Origin of the sequence: Halarchaeum nitratireducens (assembly GCF_014647155.1) — an archaeon.
In the GTDB taxonomy this organism is placed as follows: Archaea; Halobacteriota; Halobacteria; order Halobacteriales; family Halobacteriaceae; genus Halarchaeum; species Halarchaeum nitratireducens.
The window spans coordinates 154,580-178,941 of record NZ_BMOQ01000001.1; the positions used below are offsets into that span (position 1 = coordinate 154,580).

Consider the following 24,362-nt stretch of genomic DNA (forward strand, 5'->3'; position numbering starts at 1 on the left):
GCCACACACACGGAGTGACCACACATGGCTAAGCTCCGCGGCGCTTTCTCGTCCGTCGGCGACCGGGTCCAGGAGCGCCCGGTGGCGACGATCGCGCTCGCCGTCCTCCTGATCTTCGTCTCCGTCGGCGGCGCGGCACAGATCACCAGCGTTACCGGCAACGAGGCCTTCGTCGCCGACAACCCGACGTACGACGCCTACTCCGAGTCCTTCGATCACGGGAGCGTCGCCGTCCTCGTTCGCGGCGACGTCACCGAGCCGTCGACCGTCCGTGCCATCGACAGGCTCGATCGGCGGATGAGCGAGACGCAGAACGTCTACGCCGTCACCAGCCCGGCCGATCAGGTACGAGCCGAGTACGGCCGGATCCCGAACTCCGAGCGGAAGATCGAATCCGTGCTCGGCTCACCGGACTACGCCATCGTCAGCATCACCACGGACACCGGGCTCTCCCAGCAGGAAGAGCGGCCGATCTACGACCGCGCGGTCGACGTCAAACAGTGGGCGGACTTCCCCGCCGGCGTCTCCGTGACCGTCACCGGGAGCGCCGCGTTCTCCGCGCAGATGTCCGCGGTCATCCAGCAGAGCACCTCCCAACTGCTCGGACTCGCGGTCGGGCTGATGGTCGTCGCGCTGTTCTTCCTCTTTCGGGGGGTCAGACTGCGACTCCTCCCGATCGTCGCCGTCTTCGTCGGCGTCATCTACACGTTCGGTGCGATCGGCTACGCCGGGATCCCGAACTCCACGCTGACGAGCGCGGTGTTCCCCATCCTGATCGGGTTGGGGATCGACTACTCCGTGCAGTTCCACGAGCGCTACGAAGAGGAACTAGAGCGCCACCCGCCCCGGGACGCGCTCCCGATCGCGCTCGGCGGCATCGGCCCGCCGGTGCTCATCGCCATGCTCGCCGCCGCGCTCGGCTTCGCCGCGACGTGGGTGTCCACGACGTCGCCCGCGACCATCTGGTTCGCCCAGACGTCGATCCTCGGCGTCATGCTCACGTACGCCGCGGGGATCCTCGTCCTCCTCTCGGTGCTCACCGTCTACGTCCGCTGGCGCTACGACGGCGAGTTCGAGGCCGCGGACGACGCTGACGAACCGGAGAGCGCCGAGGACCGCCTCGCCAGCGTCGGCACCGTCGGGCGCCTCCTTGGACGCTCCTCGCGCACCCTCGCCGGGCATCCGAAGACGGTGCTCGTGCTCGCCCTCGTGCTCGCCGGCGCCGGCTTCCAGGTCGGCTCGTCGCTCGACACGATGACGGACACGAACGAGTTCATCCCGCAAGACCTCCCGGCGTACGTCGACCTCCAGCAGTTCCAGTCCGTCACCGGCGGCGGGTCGAGCACGAGCTACCCCGTCCTCGTCACCGGTACGGATCTGCGCGATCCGGAGGTGTTGCGCTGGATGGTGCAGTTCGAGGACGTGGCGACCGACGCGCCGCTCATCCAGGGCGTCGATTCGCCCGCCACGCTCGTCAAGCAGCACAACGACGGCGAGATCCCCGAGACCGAAGCCGGCGTGAACCGCGTCCTCGCCGACGTCCCCGAGAAGACGCGCGAACAGTACTATAATGACGGGCGCGCGCACGTGACGATTTCCACCGCGCAGGACATGTCCACGGGACAGGTCATCACCTTCCTCGGGAACGCCGAGAGCGCCATCGAGCACAGCAATCCCCCGCCCGGCGTCACCGCCGAGGTGACGGGGACGGCTGCGATCTCCACGCCCTCCATCGTCTCGCAGATCAACTCGCGGAACGTCACGACGGCGCTGGGCGTGCTGTTCGTCCTCCTGCTGTTGCTGGCGTACTACCGCGATCCCGTGAAGGCCGTCGCGCCGCTCGTGCCGATGGCGTTCGTCCTCGGCTGGCAGAACATCTATATGTACGAGCTCGGGATCAAGGTGTCGCCGCTGGGCGCGAGCCTCGGGGCGATGACCGTCGGGATCGGGGCCGAGTACACCATCATCGTGATGGAGCGCTACTACGAGGAGAAGGCCCGCGAGAGCGTGAACAAACTCGACGCCGTGCAGATCGCCGCCGCGCGCGTCGGGAAGGCGATCAGCGTCTCCGGGATGACGACCGTCTTCGGCTTCTCGGCGCTGATCCTCTCGCCGTTCCCCATCCTCAGCAGCTTCGGCTACCTCACCGTCGGCGTCATCTTCCTGACGCTGCTCGCGTCGCTCGCCACGCTCCCGCCGACGCTCGTCCTCCTCGACGGCGTCGCCGAGCGCGTCCACGACTACCGGGCGTCACGCAGTCGGCCGGCCTGAGTCGGCCAGCGCGCCCGATTTTTCGCCACTCCGATACGTCCCGCTTTGCGACGCCCGTGTGCGTAATCGTTCTACACGCCCGGCGCGTCAGACGGGTGTGTGACGCCCTCTCAGACCGTCTCGCGGCGTCAGTACACACAAAGTATTTACCACCGACGCCTCTTGTAGCGAATGTACTCCTACCATGGTGATGGCAGTGACGTCATCTGGTTCCGGGCTTGCAGGTGGTGCCCGAGTCATGATGTACGGTGGTGTCGTCGCCGAGACAGACAACTAACAATGAACCAAACATGAAACGAGATTCAAAACAGGTCCGCGCAGTCTTCCTCGCGGCGCTGATGGTACTCTCCGTCTTCGGAGGGGCCATTGCGTTTGCTGGGGGGGCTGCAGCGGCCGATACGAGCTACGGTATCCAGGCTGGATCCGTAACTCCAAACGACGTTAACAACACGTCGTACACAACCCAGGTATCGTACGAATTCAAGAATCTGAGCAACGACGGTGGGACGGACGACCTTTACGTCACGTTTGACCAGGGTGCTCAGATCTCTAACATCAACGGTGTAAATGTCACTGCTACCCCGCAGGGTGGCAACCAAACCTCCCTTAGTACGAGCAATAGTGGCACGACCTCTAACGCCGGTAGTGGGACGAACAACCAGCTGCATATTCAGGTCAGCCCTGACTCTTCGCAGCTCTCGTCCAGCAACAACACGGTTACCGTCAATGCGAACCTGACGGTTGACTACAGTTCCGTCACATCCAATCAGACGCTCGGTGTTAACGCATCTGTTACGGACTCCAACGGTCCCAACCTCAATTCCACGCAGATCGACTCTGTGAGTGTCACTGCGGTTTCGTCGAATACCGGTGGCAATCAGACCCAGGCAGATGGGTATATCACCGGTCAGGTTGAGGACTCCAATGGTGACCCGGTCTCGAACGCTAACGTCTCGATCATCAACAACGGTACTACGGTCGAGAACATCACCACTGACTCGACTGGGACCTTCGACCCGAGTCGGGTCGCTGTTACGCCCGGTGACTACACGGTGCGCGTCGAACAGTTCGGTTACTCGACGTACGCGCAGACGAAGACCGTCAACAGTGGGGACACGGTCTCGTTCCCGGTCACGCTCAACTTCCAGCTCTCCGCTGACACGCTGGAAGTTAAGCACGTTGACGGGGACACCACCACTGGCAACAGTTCGACTCTCCTCGGTAACGGTGAGTCGGACAATACGGCGACCTACGCTGCGATCCTCTCGAACAGCAGCGTCGAGGATCCCAACACTCGGCTCAATAACTCCTCGTTCACCCACGATGTCACGGTAGACATCTCCGGCCTGGGTGACTTGGTCGACAACGGCTCGGTCGACACGACGACCACCGTTACGACCGAGAACCGCGGAGACATTGATGGCGACGATTACAGCGAGTCCTACGCGCTCTTCGACGTGACGGCTGACAATGCGACGCCGACCTCGCTGAGCCAGCCGCTCACGCAAGAGAACATCACCGCTTCCGACGCGACTGCCAACATTAGCGACTCGGGCGCATACGTCCAGTATGTCCTCGAAGGCGGTGAGTCCATTACGGGCGAAGTCCGGAACACGCAGGGTGAACCTGTCTCCGGCGCGACCGTTTGGGCGGTCTACGACGGAAGCAGTAACGCCTCACAGGCGTTCGCACAGCAGACCTTCGTCAATGACGCTGGTGAAACCTTCCTCGTCGATCAGACCGATGACGATGGTGCCTACACCATCCCCGGCCTGGCTGGCGATGACACCGATGTCACGCTGTACGCCGTCGCAGACGGGTACAACGGCATCAACCTGACTACTTCCACCGTCAACGACTATGTCGCTGCTCAGGAAGCTGAACAGACGGCTGGCGCTGGCTCGGTAACCGAGAACCACGACATCGTGGTTCGTCCTACGGAGGTTACCCTTGATTACCGCGTCAGCCTCGGTGTCGAGGACGCGGATGGTAACTACACTAACGTGACTCGGATGCCGACCTCGTCTGAGCGCGACGTGCAGGTCCAACTCGAAGTCAAGGATCAGAATGATCCCGCAAGCGAGTACGAGCTGATTGAGGACTCCGATTTGGTCTCTCAGAGCACCGTGAACTTCACGTACAGCGGTGCGACAGGTGTTGGTAGCGTGGCCGAAAACCCGCTGACGGTCAACACCACTGAGACGACGGCCTTCGAGTCTACCCGGAGTACAGGGAACGTTACTGTCACGGCGAATGTAGAGAACGATAACGAGACTGTCTTCAACGACAGTGTCGATATCGAGGTCTACGGTGTCGGTGAAATCACGGGCCAGGTCATCAATGATGACAGCCCGGCTGACAACCTGCCGAACGCGAACGTTACGCTGTACCGCGTCCTCAACAACGGAACGGAGGTCGAGCTCCGAGCCACGCAGACTGGCCCGCAGGGCTCTTACTCCTTTACTAACGTTGAGACCGGGTCGAAGTACCGTGTAACGGCCTCCTACACCGGGGCTTCCGGGAACACCTCGACCGGATACACTGACGTCAACAAGACCTCTGGTGGGACCTCGAACGCAGACGTTGTTGTGGTTGGTGTGCAGCCCACCCAGCCCGACAACGGCAGTGGTAATGGGGACTTCCAGCAGGTGCTTGAGACCGTTGATGCGTACAACAACGGCAACGCGTCCTTCCAAGACGTGCTCAACGCCGTCGAGCAGTACAACAATAGCTAAACACAGATAACAACATATGACAAGCAAGAAATCACTCCGCGCGATCGGACTGGCAGCCCTCATGGTGCTGTCCGTCCTCACTGCCGCGGGCACTGTGTCGGCAGCGCCACAGTCCTCGCTGCAGGCGTCTTCCCCTGACAACGTGCAGCAGGGTGGGACGTTTGATGTGACGTATCAGTTCACGAATGACGGTGACGCCAACGGAACGGCTGGGATCGAATTCCAGCTTCCTGACGGCGTCCAGATCGCCAACTACGACCCCGAAAGTGCGTACGACACTGAAGGCGCGTACATCTTCGGTGAAGTCGCACCTGGCGAGACGCAGTCCGTCACAGTCACGTTCCAGGTCGCTGACGATGCGGCGACTGGCGACCAGACTGTGACCGCAACGGGCACGATTACGGGGGCTGACAGCACCTCTACGGTCGACACCTCCGTGACGGTCAACTCCGCTGACGACGGTACGACGACGTCGACGACGACGCCGTCGAACGATGGCGGTGACGACCACCGTGCGGCGAACGCGGACGGGAGTGGTGAAGCGCCGACGGACGGCGTTTCGGAAGTGTACATCTTCCCGGACGCGACCGTCTACAAGGGTGAGGAGGACCTCACCTTCGCGGGCGGTCTCGGAAGCTCGCTGACGGGCGTTGCCGGGAACGCTGAGGGGACGATCCTCAGCCCGCCGGTCCCGCAGGATCAGTCTGAAGGCCGATACACGATCGACGGCGAGTCCGGCTCGGACGGTGTGACGGTGAACACGCCGCGTGTCACCCAGCTTGACGTGAACAACCAGAACGGGAAGGACATCTCCGGTGGCTCGGTCTCCGAGCAGAACGCTCGGAACCTCACCGTCGCCGCGGACTGGAACTTCCAGGAAGCCGAAGACCTCGAAATCACCGTTGAGGACTCCAGCGGTCTGGAGATCACCGGTGACGTCGTCGAGGGATCGGACACGATCAAGAACGCGGACGGTGAGGCCTCTTGGAACCTCGACCTGAGCGATCAGGACGCTGGTGACTACTCGATTACCGTCGAGGGGACGGAAGACCTCGACTTCGGTCAGGCCTCGCAGACGACGTCGATCGCCCTGAACACTGACGACGACATCGAGCTCGACCTCGGTAGCTCGTCGGTGACGCAGGGGTCGAACGTGCAGTACACGATCCGCGGCGGTGTGGCCGGCAACGTCCACCACGTCGTGATCGACGCCAACGACCTCCGTGACAGCACCTCGAACCGTGGTGCGACGCAGGTCTTCCGTAACGTCGGCGACGTCAACGCGCGCGGCATCATCACCGACGACGGGAACGTCTACGGGCCGAACGAGATCAGCGAGCTCGGCTCGGACGAATCGATCGACTACCTGTACGCGGCCGTCGAGATCGACGACGACACGGGTGTCGGCGTCGGCTCGATCGACACGCAGTACCTGGACGACACGTCGATCGACGTGGACGTCTACGACGCGGGTACCACCCCGGACGACATCGTTTCCGGTGTCTCCGAGGCGGACTCGACGTCCCTCGACGTGACTGAGGGCGAGGTCACGATCGACAACCCGAGCGACACGTACGTCGTCGGGTCCGAAGTGGAAGTGAACGGGACGGCGCCGTCCGGACTGGACAGCGTCGCACTGTACGCCCGCGACCAGGGCGACTACGAGCTGATTCCCATCGGTACGATCAGCGTCGACAGCGACGGGACGTGGTCGGAAGAGGACGTCCGGCTGTCGGAAGTGAGCGACATCTTCCGGATCACGGGGACGTACCGTCTGGGTGCGATCGACGCACAGGACGCGCGGAACTCCTCGGGTGGCCTCAGCCCGACGCTCAGCACGTCGGACTTCAATTCGGGGACGAGCGGCCAGACGTCGCTGCGCGTGACGAAGACGAGTCTGGACGCGAAGTTCTGGACGATCAACGGCCAGGTCGCGCAGGAGACCGGGACGATCGACGTGAACGGGACTGCGCCTGGTGCGGATAACGTGCTGATCGGCTTCATCGGCCGCCGCGGGAGCGTCGTAACGACGACGTCGTCCGTGGACTCGGACGATTACACGTTCGATGAGGACGACATTTCGATCAGCAACCTCGCAGAGGGCGAGGTCAACGGGTTCGCCTACCACATCGGCCAGGACGACGTGGTCGGTGACGGCGAGCTGCCCGAGAACCGTAACGCGGACGTGAACGGGCTGACGGACTGGCTGCGCAACGGCCAGGGTTCGCGTGACGGGACGCAGATCTGGAACGCGTTCGAGTCGGAGACGATCGACGACTCGGCATCGGACGACAACGTGGTGCAGACGTCGTTCCGTCTGGCTGATGCCTCCTCGCGCATCAACACGGTCTACACCGAGGGCCACGAGGCCTCGGGGCTCAACCCGATTGCAGTGGGTGAGACCGCGATGGTGAAGGGGCAGACGAACCTGCAGCCGGACGACAACACGATCACGCTGGAACTGCAGAACCAGGACGGCGACACGGTCGCGCTCACCTCGACGGACGAGTGGAGCTGGGACGGGTCGTGGTCGCTGGAGATGCCGGTCGGTGACGACGTCGCGACCGGGAACTACACGCTGGAAGTCGACGACGGCGAGAACACGGACACCGTCGACGTCCAGGTCGTGAACGCTAGCGAGCTCGAAACCTCGACGAGCACGTCCACGAGCACGTCCACGTCGACGAGCACGTCCACGAGCACGTCCACGTCGACGAGCACGTCGACTTCGACGAGTACGTCGAGTTCGACGAGCACGTCGACGTCGAGCGGTAGTTCGCCGGGCTTCGGCGCGGCGCTCGCGCTGATCGCGCTGGCGGGTGCGGCGCTGCTGGCGCTCCGCCGCGAGAACTAACGCAATACGACTGACCGGCGAAACCGGTCACGCGACTCCGCGGTTCTTTCTTTCGCGTACACTACCCGAGCAGCGGCGGCGTCGTGCGTCGACACCCACCCGCTTAAGGTGATCCGTACCGTCATTCCGGGTAGTCCCTCCACGTAGCCATGAGTTTCCCTCGCGCGATCGCCCTCCTCTGTACCCTCCTCCTGTGCACTTCGGGAGTCACCGCGTTCGTCCCGGTCGACGCCGGGCCGTCGGCCGCCACCCTGGGCGGGCCGTCGGCGTCCGCTGCGGTCACGACGCCGGGATACCTCCCGGTCACTGCCGAGCGGAGCGGCTTCGCGTCGGTGGACGTGAGCGTCACGGACTCGCTCGCCACGTCGCGCGCGGCGCTCGATCAGCGCCTGACCCGAGCGACGCTTCAGCAGCGACTCGACGACGCCGAGAACGATACGGAGCGGCGCCGCATCGTCTCGAACGCGACGACCGTCCTCGAAACGCGCACGAACGCCCTCGTCGCGGACGCGGCCGACGCCCGCGAGCGGTTCCGCCGCGGCTCGCTGTCGGCAGCGAACTACAGCACGACGCTCGCGTCGATCGACGCGCGTGCGGAGTCGCTCATCTCCCTCGCGCAGTTCATTGAGGCCCGCCCAGCGGCCAGCGCGACGTCGAAGACGCGCGCGGCGCAGTTCCGTGCGCAACTCCTCGCGTACAGCGACTCGCTCCGCGATCGCATCGCGGCGGCGACCGACGGCGAGTCACGACTGGATCGCCTCTACGTCGAGGCCGGCCCGAACGGGACCGCGCTCGCCGCGGTCGAGGACGAGTCGTACGTCCGGACGGCCTCGCGCCCGACGAACTACGACACCGACCCGGCCGGGGTTCCGTCCGGGAGCGCGATCATCGATCACGTCGAGTCGCTCTACCCGTGGGTGATGAACCAGAGCACCGGCGTCAGCTTCGTCCCGATCCCGATCCAGTCGAGCTCGGCGAAGTACGCGTATCGATTGTCGCTCACGTACTCGAACGGGACCGTCGAGTCGTACGTCGACATGAGCTCCGGCGAGGTCTACCAGGAGACGGAGACCCTCGCCCTCGACGGGCTCGCGGCGTCGCCGGACGCGTCGACGACGAGCGGCGACACGCGGCTGACGGTCAGCCGCGCGTACTCGGGCGGGCCGATGCGCGTGTCGGTAACGGCGGACGGCTCGCCGACGTCCGCGACGGTCTCGATCGGAAACGAGACGGTGGGTTCGACGGGCGCTGACGGTCGACTGTGGACTCCCTCGCCGAGCGACTCCGTCACCGTCGGCGCGCGGACGGCGACGGGCGAGACGCTCCGGGTCCAGTCCACTTCGTTGCCGGCCGCGTAAGCCCGGGACTCGCCCCTCGATCGGTACGGCGTCACTTCCTGCTCGGGTCGGAGTCACTTTCGAAGCGCTTTTGCACCGGACGACTAACCAAACAGTTGGTTAGCTACCGGATGTTCGCTGAACCGTCTTCGTCCCCGCGTCGCTCGCTCGCTCGAACAGCTTCGCCGCCGTACTCGATGCCATGAGTCAGGCGGTCGAAGGGATCGGACGGGAGCGGCTGGTCATCCTCGCCGGCCTCATGCTCGCCGTGCTGATGGCCGCGATGGATCAGACCATCGTCGCCGCCGCGCTCCCCGACATCCTCAGCGATCTCGGCGCGGGGCAGGACAAGATCACGTGGATCATCACGGCGTACCTGATCATGCAGGCGGCCTCCACGCCGCTCTACGGGCGTCTGAGCGACATGTACGGTCGCAAGCCCCTCTTCTTGGGCGCGATCGTGATCTTCTGGGTGGCCTCCGGGCTCTGTGGCGTCGCGCAGAACGCGACGCAGCTCACGTTCTTCCGGGCGATCCAGGGGATCGGTGGCGGGGGACTGATTTCGCTGGCGCTGACGATCATCGGCGACATCTTCAGCCCCCGTGAACGCGGGCAGTACATCAGCGGGATGTTCATCCTGATCGGGATCGCGACGATCCTCGGCCCGCTCCTCGGCGGGTGGCTCACCGATCACTACACGTGGCGGTTGATCTTCGTGATCAACCTCCCGATCGGGCTGCTCGCCATCGCGGTCATCGAGCCGACGCTGGACCTCCCGGTCCCCGACGAGGACCACACCATCGACTACCTCGGCGTGCTGTTCCTCTTCTTGACGACGGTCGCGGTCATCGTCGTCTCCGAGAAGGGCAGCGACTGGGGGTGGGACTCGTGGCGGATCGGCCTCCTCATCGTCACCGCCGTCGTCGCGCTCGCGCTCTTCCTCGTACAAGAGTACGCTTCCCAGGAGCCGATTCTCCCCCTCGAGCTGTTCCGGAATCGGGTCGTCGCGGCCGCGATCGGGCTCAGCTTCTGTGCCGGCATCGGTCGGCTCCTCGTGATCAACTACATCCCGACCTTCCTCCAGTACACGCAGGGGGTCTCCTCGACGACCGCGGGCGCGCTGATCGCGCCGATGATCATCGGGATGGTCGGCTTCTCCTTCGTCGTGGGGAACCTCATGACCAGAACCGGCCGCTACAAGCCGTTCCCGGTGATGGGCGCGGTCTTCGGCGCCGTCGGGTTCTTCTTCCTCTCGACGATTCACGGCGGCACGTCGTTCTCGACGCTCGCGATCTATCTGTTCATCACGGGCGCGGGCTTCGGCCTCATCATGCCCGTGCTCACGACGGCCTCGCAGAACGCCGTCCGCCCCGAGTACCTCGGCGTCGTGACGACGATCATCACCTACCTCCGGACGCTCGCGGGCGGGATCGGCGTCTCCGTCTACGGGACGCTCTACAGCAACTCCTTCAGCGACATGATGGTCCGTCTCACCGGCCGGGCGCAGTCCCGCGGCACGCTCGATCCGGTCCTCCTTCACACGCCGCGGTACGGCCGCGTGCTCCGAGACGACATCGTTCGCGCCGTCTCGCTGAGCATGGATCAGATGTTTCTCTACCTCATTCCCGTGATGGCGATCGCGTTCGTCATCGCCCTCCTCCTCCCCGAGCTCTCACTCTCCCAGCAGTCGAACGTCGAGGAGATGGAGAGCGACGGCGGCACCGATGGCACCGACGCACGACCGACGAGCGACTGAACACCCAGACACACAATGCAGTACGAACGATACGTTACGAGTGCGGTCATCGCGCTCCTCATCGTGAGCGCCGCGCCGCTGACCGCATCGGCACTGACGACGAACAGCTCCGTCGCGGGTCACCCGGACCTCCACGCGTCGGTCGTCGACAACGAGTTCACGGCCGGCACCGAGGCGACCCTCGACCTCTACTTGCAAAACGACGGCGTCATCACGCAGGGCGGGCCCGCCGCGTACCAAGAGCGCGTGAAGACCGCGCGCTCGACTCAGCTGTCGATCAGCAGCGGCGACAGCCCGATCACGGTCCACACGAAACAGTATCCCGCCGGCCACGTCGGCGACGGGACGAACGGTCCCTACGGGATCGACATCACCGTCCCCGAGGGAACGGACCCCGGCACGTACCACCTCACCGTCCACGCCGAGTACACCTACACCGCCCAGGTGCGCTACGGCCCCGAGCAACCGCGATACACGGACTACGAGCGCGACGTGACGTTCGACGTGCCGGTCGTCGTCCGCGACCGCGCGCGGTTCCGGGTCGTGAACCACTCGACGGACGCCCACGTCAACCAGCGCGGGACGTACAGCGTCTCCATCAAGAACGTCGGCTCGGAGGTCGCGACCAACGCGGACGTGAAGGCGTCCTCGCAGACGCAGGCAATCTCGTTCGGCTCGACCGGGAAATCGGCCAGTGCCTCCGTTGATCGCTGGGAGCCTGGTGAGACGAAGACGCTCACGTACGACACCGCGGTCGAGGACATCTCCGGCGTCCACAACTACTCCGTCCCCGTGAATATCACGTTCAACGACGCGGACGGCGTCACCCGGCACTCCAATCGCCTTCTCTCGACGTTCCGGCCGCTTCCGAAGCAGACGTTCTCCGTCGACGACGTCCAGAGCACGCTTCGGATCGGCCGCAGTGACGGGACCCTCACCGGGACGGTGACGAACACCGGGCCCGCGCCAATTCATGATGCGACGGTTGTGGTACAGAACAACCTTTCGTCGCTCTCCTTCGACCAGCACTCGTACGCGTTGCCCGATCTCGACGCTGGTGAGAGCACCTCGTTCTCCTTTGACGGTGGGACGGTCTCGAAGACCGAGAACGCGAGTTCGCTTCCCGTCGAGCTCGCCGTCCACTACGACAACGAACACGATGACGCCTACACGAGCGATGTCCACGAGGTCCACGCGTCGGTCGGCTCGTACGAGTCCCTGTTCAATATCACGGCAGTGAACGCGATTCCCGCCGGTACCCGCGGTGACACGCCGAAAGACTCCGACTGGAGCAAACTCACCTTCCGGGTGACGAACAACGGCGACACGACGCTCCACAACATCAAGCCGAGCGTCGTCTTCGACAACCAGTACTTCGAGCGGCCCATCGAGAGCAACTACCGGACGAGCGTCATCACGACGCTCGAACCCGGCGAGTCGACGAACGTGACGTACGCCGTGAGCGCGGCCGGCGTCGCCGGCGGCACGACGTACCCGCTCGATGTCGTCGTCGACTACGACCAGCCGAACGGCGTCAGCCGGACGACGACGTCGTACACGGTCCCGGTCCGGATCTCGCAGAGCTCCTCGCTCCCGCTCCTCCCGCTCGGCGGCGGCGCGATCATCCTCATCGGCATCCTGCTCGGCGCCTTCATCTGGAAGCGCCGCTCGCCCGACGAGGACACGGACGCGGACGAGGAGTAGCGGCGCTCGTCGCGGCCCGCTCTCCGCGCCCGACAGCGCTCGTCCGACCGTCACTCATATACTCTCGAACGCCCAACGCGTAGCGTATGGCGCTCGAAACCACCGACACGCTCGCGTGGATCGTCGTCGGGCTGTTCGCCGCGAGCGCCCTCCTCGCTACGCGCGACGACTACGAGCGCGTCGCACGCGCCGTCGCCGGCGTCTCGTGGGCGCTGTTCGCGCTCTTCTGGGCGCTCCTCGTCCCCCACTTCTGGTTCGAACAGAAGAGCGTCATCGAGACGGCGCTCATCGCCGCCGCGGTCCCCGGGTCGCTCTACGTCGCGTACCTCGTGTACGCAACCCGGCCGTCGCTCATGATACTCTCGCGCGCCGTCGCCGTCATGGGGCTGATCTACCTCCCGGTTCTCACGATCGATAGCGTCGAGCGGGCGCTGATCGCCATGACGGCGCGTCACGGCGCGTGGCTCCAGAACGCCCTCGGCTATCACCCGCAGGTCCTCACCGGCCCGACGGTCGAATCCTCGCACACCGGCTTCCCGCACGCGTTCCTCTACGTCGTCGACGGCCATCGCTATCTGCTCGAAGTCCTCCTCGCGTGCACCGGTATCGGCAGTATCTCGATCGTCGCCGGCATCGTCATCGCGCTCCGCGCCCCGGTGCGCCGTCGCCTGCTCGCACTCGGCATCGCGGTCCCCGTCATCTACGGGCTGAACGTCGTTCGCGTCTCCTTCATCGCCATCGCGCACGGCAACCAGTGGTTCGAGGGCGCGCTCTCGCGTCGATTCGTCGAACTCGTCTTCAGTCCCACGCAGACCGGCATCACCTCCTACTACATGGCCGATCGCGTCATCGCCCAGTCGCTCTCCGTCGTCGCGCTCGTCGCGCTCACCTTCGTCCTGCTCCGTCTCCTCCCCGAGCTCGGGACCGTCGTGCGCGACCTCCTCTATCTCGTCACCGGGAACGAGTACGACCTCACCACTCGACGCGACTGACGGGCGCGACGCGGTCGTCGTCTCGTAGCGTCACCCTCGGCCCGGACACGCGATCCGAGCGCCGCAACGACGCCGAGAACGCCGAAAAGTAGCGATCGCTCTGCTCACGTCACTCTCTACTCCCGAGACGAACGGCACCGCAGCGGCTCGTGTCGTCGCGTCGTTCGGCGCTCGGCGACCGGCCACGCGTCCCTCGACGAGGGGTGAAAGCGTCGCTCACCGAGTTGAAGTCAGAGAAGCGCCCGGAGCGGGATTTGAACCCGCGTCACGACCGTGACAGGGTCGTATGATGGGCCACTACACCATCCGGGCTTCGAACGCATCTCTTCGTAGCCGGGTGAACTAATTAAGACTTTCTTTCCGACCCCCTCCGCGTCAGGTGTTCACAGGAGTGAGGGGGTCCGGGTGGCTCAGTGACCGATCGCCCAGGGATACCCGCCGTGATCGGGTCCGTCAGGCGCCATCCCCTCGTCCGACGGGTTCGCCGTGGCCGCCGGGAGCACGTCGTCGACGCGAAGCACGGTCGCCGCCGTCTCGAAGGCGTTCGTCAGGCACGACCGGAGCACCGTCGGCGGCTCGACGATCTCTGCGGCCCGAGCGTCGACGAGCGAGCCGTCCACACCGATGCCGATGTCCGGGCCGTCGGCTCGCTGTCGACGCTTCAGGTCGGCTATCGCCGTCGTCGGATCCCGACCGGCGTTCTCCGCGAGCGTCCGCGGGAGCGTGGTGAGCGCCTCCGCATACGCCGACCGGACGAGTTGCTCGCGTCCGCTGACCCGTGTCGCTTCCGACGCGAGCGTCTGCGACAGCGCCGTCGCGCTCGCCCCGCCGCCGGGGACGACGCGACCGTCGCGCACCGCCTGCCGGAGGACGTCGATCCCGTCCGCGACGATGCGGCGCGTCTCCTCGACGACGTGCGGCGTCCCGCCCCGGAGCACGAGCGACGCGTGAGCCTCGACGGGACAGTCGGCGACGACGAGCGTCGACACGTCCCCGATCTCCCGCCGGCGGATCGAACCGGCCCGGCCGAGCGCGGCCGCGTCGAGATCACGCGGCGACGGAACGGCGTCGGCGTCGGTGGCTCGCTCGATCGCCGCGAACTCGTCCGAGCGCGTCCGCTCGACGACGAGCACGCCGGCGCGCGCGAGCGCCACCCGGACCCCGTCGTCGACCGGTTTCGCGCAGAAGAGCGCGTCCGCCCCGCTCTCCCGGACGGCATCGACGAGCCCCGCTGTTACGTCGCGCTCGTGGTCGCGGACGCGCTCGAGCGTGTGGGCGTCGTCGACGGTGACGGTCGTCCCCGCCGCCGTGTCGTCGAGGCCAATCGCGTCGCGCACGAGTGCGATCCGCGGCGCCGCGAGCGACGGGACGTCCGCCCCGACGACCGGCGCGACGCTCGTCGAGGACGCGTCGTGATCCACGAGGATCCCGTCCACGAGCGTCGACGCGGCCACCCCTTCGCCCGCGTAGCCGTGGAGCGTGAGGCGACTGGCGTCGAAGTCGACGCGCCGCAGCGCCGAGACGACGGCCGTCGCGAAGTGGCCGACGGCGTCGTCGTCCCACCGGCCGTTCACGGTCGTCGCGACGATCCGCTCGAGGCGTTCGCGCTCGTCGTCGTCGAACGGGGCCGCGTACTCCGCGAGGCGCTCGCGAGCCCGCTCGGTCGCCCGCGCGTACCCCTTGACGACGGTTCGCGGATGGGCGCCGTCCTCGATCAGCTCACGCGCGCGATCGAGGAGCGCGCCGAGGAGGATCACGGTCCTCGTGCTCCCGTCGCTCGCCGCGCGGTCCTGACTCGCCGCCGCCGCGACCGCGGACCGCCCGATCGGGTGCGCGACGTCGAGTCGCTCCAGCACGCTCGATCCGGTGTTCGTCACGAGGACGGAACCGTCCCGGTCGACCACCATCGTGTCCATCCCGTTCGGGCCGAGGGTCGTCCGGACGGTCGCCGCGACGGCCGTCCCGGCTTCGAGTGCCGGCCGGGCGGGTTCGTCCGTCGACCGCCGACGCGTCGTCGCCTCCATCACTCCCCGAGGGGGTCGTCGGTCACGAGCAGCTCGCCGCGGTCCGTCCGGTTCTCCAGATGGCCGGGCGACACGTCGAACTCGAAGACGCCCTTTGGCACCGCGAGCGTCGAACAGGCGTTCGGGATGTCGACGACGCCGCTCTGTCGACCCTCCGCGGGGACCGTGCCGAGGATGTGGAGCGCCTGCTGGCCGGTGTACCCGAACTCCTTCAGGTAGTCGATGGCCTGTAAGCACGCGCGGCGATAGGCGGTGTGCGAGTCGATGTAGCGCTGCTCGCCCTCCTCGGTCACCGAGTAGCCGCAGAACGTGACGTAGTCCTCGAAGGTCGGCCCGCGATGGCCCGGCTCGAAGATAGGGTGATCGACGCCGTACCGATCCATGCCGTCCTTCACGACGTCTACTTCGACGTCGGCGTAGCCGGCCATCTCGATGGCGCCACAGAACGTGATCTCCCCGTCTCCCTGCGAGGCGTGGAAGTCGCCGATGCCGAACTTCGCCCCCTCGACGTAGACGGGGAAGTAGACCGTCGACCCGATCGAGAGGTCCTTGATGTCGTGGTTCCCCCCGTGTTCGCGCGGCGGGACCGTCCGCGCCGCCTCCTCGGCAGCCGCTTCCGCCGCCTCGGGGTCCATCTCGCCCATCTGTGCGCCCTCCGGCGTCGGGAGGTTGGCGACCGGGGGCTCCGCCTCGCCGGTCGGGTGGTTGGGGATCGACTCGGGATCCGCCTCGTACCGCTCGACGAGGTCCCCCTCGCGCTCGTTCCACCTCTCCAGGAGCTCGTGGCTCGGCGCACAGCCGGCGAGCCCCGGATGGATCTTCCCCTCGTACCGGACGTCCGGAACGTGTCGGGAGGAGACGGTGTAGCCGTCGATGTCCCACACCGACTTCGCGGCTTTCGGGAAGTGATCGGTCAGGAACCCCCCGCCGTTCTGCTGTGAGAACGTCCCGGTGAACCCGAACTCGGAGCGGTCGTTGAGCGGCCCCATGTCGTGAAACTCGACCTTGAGGAGGTCGCCGGGCTCCGCGCCCTCGACGTGGACGGGGCCCGCGAGGTAGTGGACCTGTGTCAGGTCGACGTCACGGACCTCATTCGGGTCGTCGTTGTCGCCGATCTGTCCCCCAGTCCAGTCGAGGGCTTCGAGGCGCATCGTCTCGCCCGGTTCGGCCTCGACGGCCGCGGGAATGTCGGGGTGCCAGCGGTTGAACGGGTTCGGTCCCGGCTGTTCGTCCGGCGCGCTGTCGGTGTCGACTTCGAACGTGACTTCGGGCATTCGAGCTCTCCGAGAGTCGTGTCAACAACCATCTCGATAAGCCGTTTCCTAATACACACGACATTTCATCTCTGACGTGTGAATACCTATAGGACGTACTAGCAGTTACCACTATAACGGCCGGCCGCGCTGTCCAGTGCGTGACCGCACCGCACGCGCGGACGGAGTTGACAAGACTTAACCTCTGCGGGCGCAAAAGATACTGTAGTATCTCGTGAGAGCCGCTTCTGCCCCCACCCAGGTGCACCCATGGTAGATGAAAGCCAACACGAACTCGTGCCCGACCATACCGTCCTGCCGGAGGACGAGGTAGAGGACGTCCTTGAGGAGTACGACGTCGAGCGGACGTCGCTTCCGAAGATCAAACGCCGTGATCCCGCGCTGCCCGACGACGCCGAGCCCGGCGACGTCGTGAAGGTCGTGCGCGACTCCCGAACCACGGACGAAGCCATCGTGTACCGACTGGTCATCGAATAATGCAACAGCAAGATCGACGCAAGCTGTCGAGAGAGTACTTCTCGAAGGAACGGCTCGCCGAACACCACTACCGCTCGTTCAACTCCTTCCTCGAGCGGGGAATGCAGGACGTCGTCACGGAGAAGGGTCGTATCGAGACGGACATCGGGGACAAGGAGGATCAGGAGCCGGTCTTCGTGGAGCTCGGGGACGTGCGCGTCACGACGCCGCGCGTCCGAGAGGCCGACGGCTCGGAGGAGCTCCTCTACCCGCAGGAGGCGCGTCTGCGCAACATCACCTACTCCGCGCCCGTGTTCATGGAGATGAGCATCGTGCGCGGCGGCGAGGAAGAAGAGGAGACGGTCCTCGACACGACCGAGACGAAGGTCGGTCGCATGCCGATCATGGTCGGCTCCTCGAAGTGCAACATCGCGGACTTCAGCGACGAGGAGCTCGTCGACATCGGCGAGGACCCCGCCGACCCCGGTGGCTACTTCATCGTCAACGGATCCGAGCGCGTGCTGATGACCTCGGAGGACCTCGCGCCGAACAAGATCCTCGCCGAATACGACACGAAGTACGGCGACGAGATCCAGGTCGCCAAGACCTTCAGCCAGCGACGGGGCTACCGCGCGCTCGTGCTCTGCGAGCGCAACCGCTCGGGCATCCTCGAGGTCTCGTTCCCGTCCGTCTCGGGCTCGATCAACTTCGTGACGCTCGTGCGGGCGCTGGGACTCGAATCCGACGAGGAGATCGTTCATCGCGTCTCCGACGACCCGGAGATCGTGAAGTTCATGCTGGAGAACTTGGAGGAGGCCGACGTCCAGACGGAGGCCGAGGCCATCGAGACGCTCGGCAAGCGCGTCGCCTCCGGGCAGGGCAAGGACTACCAGCTCAAACGCGCGAACTACGTCATCGATCGCTACCTCCTCCCGCACCTCCACGAGGAGGGCGTCGAGGACGAGGAGACGCGCATCAACAAGGCGTACTACCTCTGTCGGATGGCCGAGGCGTGCTTCGAGCTCGCCCTCGAACGCCGCGAGGCGGACGACAAGGACCACTACGCCAACAAGCGCCTGAAGGTCAGCGGCGACCTGATGAAGGACCTCTTCCGGACGGCGCTCAACAAGCTCTCGCGCGACGTGAAGTACCAGCTCGAACGCGCGAACATGCGCAACCGACAGCTCACCGTCAACACGGTGGTCCGCTCGGACGTGCTGACCGAGCGCCTCGAGCACCCGATCGCCACGGGCAACTGGGTCGGCGGACGCTCCGGGGTCTCCCAGCTCGTCGACCGGACCGACCACATGGGCGTGCTCTCACACCTTCGGCGACTACGCAGTCCGCTCAGTCGCTCCCAGCCCCACTTCGAGGCGCGTGACCTGCACGCGACCCAGTGGGGTCGGATCTGTCCCTCCGAGACGCCGGAGGGACCGAACTGCGGCCTCGTGAAGAACTTCGCGCAGGCGATGGAGCTCTCACAGACCGTCGACGACGAACAGGACTTGAAAGCCGAACTCTCCTCGATGGGCGTGGAGGGAGTGCCCGGTCTGCAACACGAGAACGACGCGCCCGCGGACGACTAACTACATGAGTCAGGCACGAGACGCGAAAGTCTACGTCAACGGGAGTCTCGTCGGGACCCACCCGGACCCCTACGAGCTCGCCGATCAGATCCGTGAAGCCCGCCGCCGCGGCGACGTCTCCGAGATGGTGAACGTCTCGGTGAAAGACCGTACCCGCGAGGTCATCGTCAACGCCGACGCCGGGCGCGCGCGGCGCCCCCTCCTCGTCGTCGAGGACGGCGAGACGATCGCCGACGAGTCCGACGTCGAGGCCGTCCAGAACGGCGAACGCGACTTCGAGGACCTCGTCGACGAGGGGAAAGTTGAGTTCATCGACGCCGAGGAGGAAGAGGACATCCTCGTCGCCGTCGAGGAGGATGAGCTCACCGAGGACCATACGCACCTCGAGATCGACCCGCAGCTGATCTTCGGGATCGGCGCGGGGATGGTCCCGTACCCCGAGCACAACGCTTCGCCGCGTATCACGATGGGCGCGGGGATGATGAAACAGAGCCTGGGACTGCCGGCGGCGAACTACCGGATCCGTCCGGACACCCGCCAGCACATCATGCACTATCCCCAGGCGGCGATGGTCAACACCCAGACCACCGAGCAGATCGGCTACGACGACCGGCCCGCCGGGCAGAACTTCACGGTCGCCGTCATGAGTTACGAGGGGTTCAACATCGAGGACGCCCTCGTCATGAACAAGGGGTCGGTCGAGCGCGCGCTCGGTCGCTCGCACTTCTTCCGCACCTACGAGGGCGAGGAACGACGCTACCCCGGCGGCCAGGAGGACCGCTTCGAGATCCCCGGTGAGGACGTGCGCGGGTCGCGGGGCGAGGACGCCTACACGCACCTCGACGACGACGGGATGGTCAACCCCGAGACGCAGGTGGACGAGAACTCCGTCCTGCTCGGGAAGACCTCGCCGCCACGCTTCCTCGAGGAGCCGGACGACATGGCGGGTCTGAGTCCCCAGAAGCGCCGCGAGACATCCGTCACGATGCGATCGGGCGAGGACGGCGTCGTCGACACGGTCACGGTCATGGAGGGCGAGGACGGGTCGAAGCTCGCCAAGGTGAGCGTCCGCGACGAGCGCGTCCCCGAACTCGGCGACAAGTTCGCGTCACGGCACGGTCAGAAGGGGGTCATCGGTCACCTCGCGCCCCACGAGGACATGCCGTTCACGGAGGAGGGCGTGGTGCCCGACCTCATCGTGAACCCGCACGCCCTGCCGTCGCGGATGACGGTCGGTCACGTGCTGGAGATGCTCGGCGGGAAGGCGGGCGCGCTCGACGGGCGGACCGTCGACGGCACGGCCTTCACCGGCGAGGACGAGGAGGAGATCCGGGCGACGCTCGAGGCACACGGCTTCGACTCCTCGGGGAAAGAACAGCTCTACTCGGGCGTCTCCGGCGAGAAGATCGAGGCCCAGATCTTCGTTGGGAACATCTTCTACCACAAGCTCTACCACATGGTCTCGAACAAGGTGCACGCCCGCTCCAAGGGGCCGGTGCAGGTGCTGACGCGCCAGCCGACCGAGGGGCGCGCCCGCGAGGGTGGGCTCCGCCTCGGCGAGATGGAGCGCGACACCGTCATCGGGCACGGCGCCGCGATGGTGCTCAAAGAGCGCCTGCTCGAATCCTCCGACCAGGAGTACGTCCACATCTGTGGCAACTGCGGGATGACCGCCGTGGAGAACAGAGAACAGCGTCGCGTCTACTGCCCGAACTGCGGGGAGGAGACCGACGTGCACAACATCGAGATGAGCTACGCGTTCAAGCTCCTGCTCGACGAGATGAAGGCGCTCGGTATCGCGCCGCGTCTCGAACTCGAGGACGCCGTCTAACACATGTCAACAGGCCAGTCACCCAAGGAGATCGGGGAAATCAGCTTCGGACTGATGGACCCGGAGGAGTATCGAGAGATGAGCGCGACGAAGGTCATCACCGCCGACACGTACGACGACGACGGGTTCCCCATCGACATGGGCCTGATGGACCCGCGACTCGGCGTCATCGACCCCGGACTCGAGTGTAAGACCTGCGGGAACCGCAGCGGGTCGTGTAACGGCCACTTCGGCCACATCGAGCTCGCCGCGCCCGTCATCCACGTCGGCTTCTCGAAGCTCATCCGACGGCTGCTGCGCGGCACCTGCCGGAGCTGCAGTCGACTCCTCCTCACCGAGGAGGAGATGGAGGAGTACAGCGACGACCTCGAACGGACGCGCGGGCTGCGCCAGGACGTCTCCGACGTCACGAAGGCCGCGATCCGGGAGGCGCGCAAGAAGAGCAACTGTCCCTACTGCGGGGAGGCCCAGTACGACGTCAAACACGAGAAGCCCACGACGTACTACGAGGTCCAGCAGGTCCTCGCCAGCGATTACTCGGAGCGCATCGCCTCCGCGATGCAGCCCGACCCCGACGAGGACGACGCGGGCATCAGCCCGCAGGCGCTCGCCGAGGAGACGGACATCAACATCTCGCGCATCAACGAGATCCTCAGCGGCGAGTTCCGCCCCCGAGAGGACGACCGGAAGGCCATCGAGAAGGCCATCGGTGCGGAACTCACCACGGAGGACATGAACAAGCTGATGCCGAGCGACATCCGGGACTGGTTCGAGGACATTCCGGGGGACGACCTCGAAGTGCTCGGCATCGACGCGGATCGCTCCCGTCCCGAGTGGATGATCCTCACCGTCCTCCCGGTACCGCCCGTCACGGCGCGGCCGTCGATCACGCTCGACAACGGTCAGCGCTCCGAGGACGACCTCACGCACAAGCTCGTGGACATCATCCGCATCAACCAGCGGTTCATGGAGAACCGCGAAGCGGGTGCACCCCAGCTGATCATCGAGGACCTCTGGGAGCTCCTCCAGTATCACGTCACGACGTTCATGGACAACGAGATCAGCGGCACGCCGCCGGCGCGCCACCGCTCCGGTCGGCCGTTGAAGACCCTCTCACAGCGCCTGAAGGGCAAAGAGGGACGGTTCCGCGGGAGCCTCTCGGGGAAACGCGTGAACTTCTCCGCTCGGACCGTCATCAGCCCGGACCCGACCCTGAGCCTGAACGAGGTCGGCGTTCCCGAGCGCGTCGCGCGCGAGATGACGCAGACGATGGTCGTCAACGAGCAGAACATCGAGCGCGCGCGTCAGTACGTCCGCAACGGCCCCGAGGGCCACCCCGGCGCGAACTACGTGCAGCGGCCGGACGGTCGGCGCGTCCGCGTCACCGAGAAGGTCTGCGAGGAGCTCGCCGAGCGCATCGAGACAGGCTGGGAGGTCCAGCGCCACCTCATCGACGGCGACATCGTGATCTTCAACCGCCAGCCCAGCCTCCACCGGATGAGCATCATGGCCCACGAGGTCGTGGTGATGCCGTACAAGACGTTCCGGCTGAACACCGTCGTCTGCCCGCCGTACAACGCGGACTTCGACGGCGACGAGATGAACATGCACGCCCTCCAGAACGAGGAGGCGCGCGCGGAAGCCCGCGTCCTCATGCGCGTACAGGAGCAGATCCTCAGCCCGCGCTTCGGTGAGAACATCATCGGCGCGATCCAGGACCACATCAGCGGGATGTACCTCTTGACGCACGACAACCCCTCGTTCAACGAGACGCAGGCGCTCGACCTGCTGCGTCAGACCCGCATCGACGAACTCCCGCCCGCGGACGGCGTCGACGACGACGGCGCGGAGTTCTGGACCGGCTACACGCTGTTCAGCGAGCTCCTTCCCGACGACCTCAACCTCGAGTTCAAGTCGAGCACGGGCGAGGACGTCGTCATCGAGGACGGCCAGCTGATCCAGGGGACCATCGACGAGGACGGTGTCGGCGAGTTCGGGAGCGACATCGTCGACACCATCATGAAGGTGTACGGCGCGACGCGCGCACGCATCTTCATCAACGAGGTCGCGGCGCTCGCGATGCGCGCGATCATGCACTTCGGGTTCTCGATCGGGATCGACGACGAGTCCATCTCGGCCGAGGCTCAGGAGCGCATCGACGACGCGATCGGGAACGCGTACGACCGCGTCGAGGAGCTCATCGACTCCTACGAGGCCGGCGACCTCGAGAGCCTGCCCGGTCGGACGGTCGATGAGACCCTCGAAATGAAGATCATGCAGACGCTCGGGAAGGCCCGCGACTCCGCCGGCGACATCGCGGGGGATCACTTCGAGGACACGAACCCCGCGGTCGTCATGGCCGAGTCCGGGGCGCGTGGCTCGATGCTGAACCTCACGCAGATGGCGGGCTGCGTCGGCCAGCAGGCCGTGCGCGGCGAGCGGATCAACCGCGGCTACGAGGACCGCACGCTCAGCCACTACGAGCCGAACGACCTCTCCGCGGAGGCCCACGGCTTCGTGGAGTCCTCCTACACCTCGGGACTGAACCCGAAGGAGTTCTTCTTCCACGCGATGGGCGGCCGCGAGGGCCTCGTCGACACCGCAGTCCGGACGTCGAAGTCCGGCTACCTCCAGCGGCGGCTGATCAACGCCCTCAGCGAACTCGAAACGCAGTACGACGGGACGGTTCGGGACACCTCCGACACCATCGTCCAGTTCGAGTTCGGCGAGGACGGCACGAGCCCGGTACGCGTCGCCTCCGACGAGGAGGCCGACATCGACGTGGAGAGCATCGCCGACCGCGTCCTCGAATCCGAGTTCGAGAGCGAGACCGACCTGGAGGAGTTCATCGGCGAGCGCGAACCGCCGACGAACCTCTCCGAACACGGCGAGTCGTGGACGATCGAGGAATCCGCCCGCGCGGAGGGTGACGACTAAATGACCGAGATTACGGACGACATCGAGGCCGTCGTGGAGGACACCGACCTCCCGCGGCGCCTGAAGGAGGACGTATACGACACGATCGAGGCCCGCGACGGCGTCGACACGGAGAACGCGAACTACATCGCCAAGGCCGTCGAGGCTCAGTACACGACCTCGCGCGTCGACCCGCTCGACCCGGTCGGGACGGTGAGCGCGCAGTCCATCGGGGAGCCCGGGACGCAGATGAGCGTCCCCCACGACGAGCGCGTGCTCGTCCGCCGTCACGGCGAGACCGACGTCGTGGAGATCGGCGATCTCGTTGACGACGTGCTCTCCACTCGCGAGTCTCGGACGATTGACGACCACGAGGTCGCGCTCGCGCCCGACGACCTCGAAGTGCCGAGTCTGCGCTCCGATGAGGGTGTCGAGTGGAAGCCCGTAGAGGAGGTCAGCCGGCACGACGCACCCGAGGATCTCCTCGAGTTCACGCTCGAGTCGGGGCGGACGATTCGCGCGACGCGCGCGCACTCGTTCGTGAAGCGAGTGGACGGCGAGATCAAGCCGGTCGCGAGTGACACGCTCGAAATTGGTGACGACCTTCCAGTCGTCGGCTCGTTCGA

General features: G+C 65.8%; 13 protein-coding genes, 1 tRNA gene and 2 pseudogenes. 13 read left to right on the forward strand and 3 right to left on the reverse strand.

Annotated elements, in window-relative coordinates; all coding sequences use genetic code 11:
- The first annotated feature begins 24 nt into the window (after positions 1-24).
- From IEX91_RS00830 to artA, 7 genes are all read left to right on the forward strand, one after another.
- A complete protein-coding gene (locus IEX91_RS00830; RefSeq protein WP_188876461.1) occupies positions 25-2,271 on the forward strand; it encodes an efflux RND transporter permease subunit in 2,247 nt (748 codons plus the stop codon).
- Positions 2,272-2,561: 290 nt separating this feature from the next.
- The gene (locus tag IEX91_RS00835; protein WP_188876463.1) at positions 2,562-5,006 is read left to right on the forward strand and encodes a carboxypeptidase-like regulatory domain-containing protein; all 2,445 of its coding nucleotides are present in this window, start codon (positions 2,562-2,564) and stop codon (positions 5,004-5,006) included.
- A 166-nt stretch (positions 5,007-5,172) separates the two neighbouring features.
- Positions 5,173-7,860: an HVO_2072 family ArtA-dependent S-layer glycoprotein gene (gene csg, locus IEX91_RS00840; RefSeq protein WP_188876465.1), complete on the forward strand. Its 2,688-nt coding sequence runs from the start codon at positions 5,173-5,175 to the stop codon at positions 7,858-7,860.
- Positions 7,861-8,009: 149 nt separating this feature from the next.
- Positions 8,010-9,218 carry a PspA/IM30 family protein gene (locus tag IEX91_RS00845; protein WP_188876468.1) on the forward strand — a complete coding sequence of 403 codons (1,209 nt, stop codon included), beginning with the start codon at positions 8,010-8,012 and terminating at the stop codon, positions 9,216-9,218.
- Between the two features lie 181 nt (positions 9,219-9,399).
- Positions 9,400-10,953: an MDR family MFS transporter gene (locus tag IEX91_RS00850; protein ID WP_188876470.1), complete on the forward strand. Its 1,554-nt coding sequence runs from the start codon at positions 9,400-9,402 to the stop codon at positions 10,951-10,953.
- A 15-nt stretch (positions 10,954-10,968) separates the two neighbouring features.
- The gene (locus IEX91_RS00855) at positions 10,969-12,657 is read left to right on the forward strand and encodes a COG1361 S-layer family protein (protein WP_188876472.1); all 1,689 of its coding nucleotides are present in this window, start codon (positions 10,969-10,971) and stop codon (positions 12,655-12,657) included.
- Positions 12,658-12,743: 86 nt separating this feature from the next.
- Positions 12,744-13,649, forward strand: coding sequence for an archaeosortase A (artA, locus tag IEX91_RS00860; RefSeq protein WP_188876474.1), 906 nt, complete (start codon positions 12,744-12,746; stop codon positions 13,647-13,649).
- 239 nt (positions 13,650-13,888) lie between these two features.
- Here artA and IEX91_RS00865 read toward each other — a convergent pair.
- From IEX91_RS00865 to fmdA, 3 genes are all read right to left on the reverse strand, one after another.
- Positions 13,889-13,961, reverse strand: a tRNA-Asp gene (locus tag IEX91_RS00865).
- 98 nt (positions 13,962-14,059) lie between these two features.
- The gene (locus tag IEX91_RS00870) at positions 14,060-15,673 is read right to left on the reverse strand and encodes a TCP-1/cpn60 chaperonin family protein (protein WP_188876476.1); all 1,614 of its coding nucleotides are present in this window, start codon (positions 15,671-15,673) and stop codon (positions 14,060-14,062) included.
- Positions 15,673-16,947, reverse strand: a complete 1,275-nt coding sequence (gene fmdA, locus IEX91_RS00875; RefSeq protein WP_188876477.1) for a formamidase — start codon at positions 16,945-16,947, stop codon at positions 15,673-15,675. Before fmdA ends, IEX91_RS00870 begins: the two co-directional genes overlap by 1 nt.
- A gap of 249 nt (positions 16,948-17,196) precedes the next feature.
- On the opposite strand from fmdA, the gene IEX91_RS00880 reads away from it, so the two are divergent.
- From IEX91_RS00880 to IEX91_RS16685, 6 genes and pseudogenes are all read left to right on the forward strand, one after another.
- Positions 17,197-17,424, forward strand: a complete 228-nt coding sequence (locus IEX91_RS00880; protein ID WP_188876480.1) for a DNA-directed RNA polymerase subunit H — start codon at positions 17,197-17,199, stop codon at positions 17,422-17,424.
- Positions 17,424-18,989 carry a DNA-directed RNA polymerase subunit B'' gene (locus IEX91_RS00885; RefSeq protein ID WP_188876482.1) on the forward strand — a complete coding sequence of 522 codons (1,566 nt, stop codon included), beginning with the start codon at positions 17,424-17,426 and terminating at the stop codon, positions 18,987-18,989. Before IEX91_RS00880 ends, IEX91_RS00885 begins: the two co-directional genes overlap by 1 nt.
- Positions 18,990-18,993: 4 nt before the next feature.
- Entirely contained in the window at positions 18,994-20,820 is a 1,827-nt protein-coding gene (gene rpoB, locus IEX91_RS00890) for a DNA-directed RNA polymerase subunit B (protein WP_188876483.1), read from the forward strand.
- Positions 20,821-20,823: 3 nt separating this feature from the next.
- Entirely contained in the window at positions 20,824-23,757 is a 2,934-nt protein-coding gene (locus tag IEX91_RS00895; RefSeq protein WP_188876486.1) for a DNA-directed RNA polymerase subunit A', read from the forward strand.
- Positions 23,758-23,994, forward strand: a pseudogene (locus IEX91_RS16680) (DNA-directed RNA polymerase subunit A''); the annotation flags it as partial. It abuts the gene before it with no gap.
- A pseudogene (locus IEX91_RS16685) lies at positions 23,986-24,267 on the forward strand (DNA-directed RNA polymerase subunit A''); the annotation flags it as partial. The pseudogenes IEX91_RS16680 and IEX91_RS16685, both read left to right, overlap by 9 nt.
- Between the last annotated feature and the right edge of the window lie 95 nt (positions 24,268-24,362).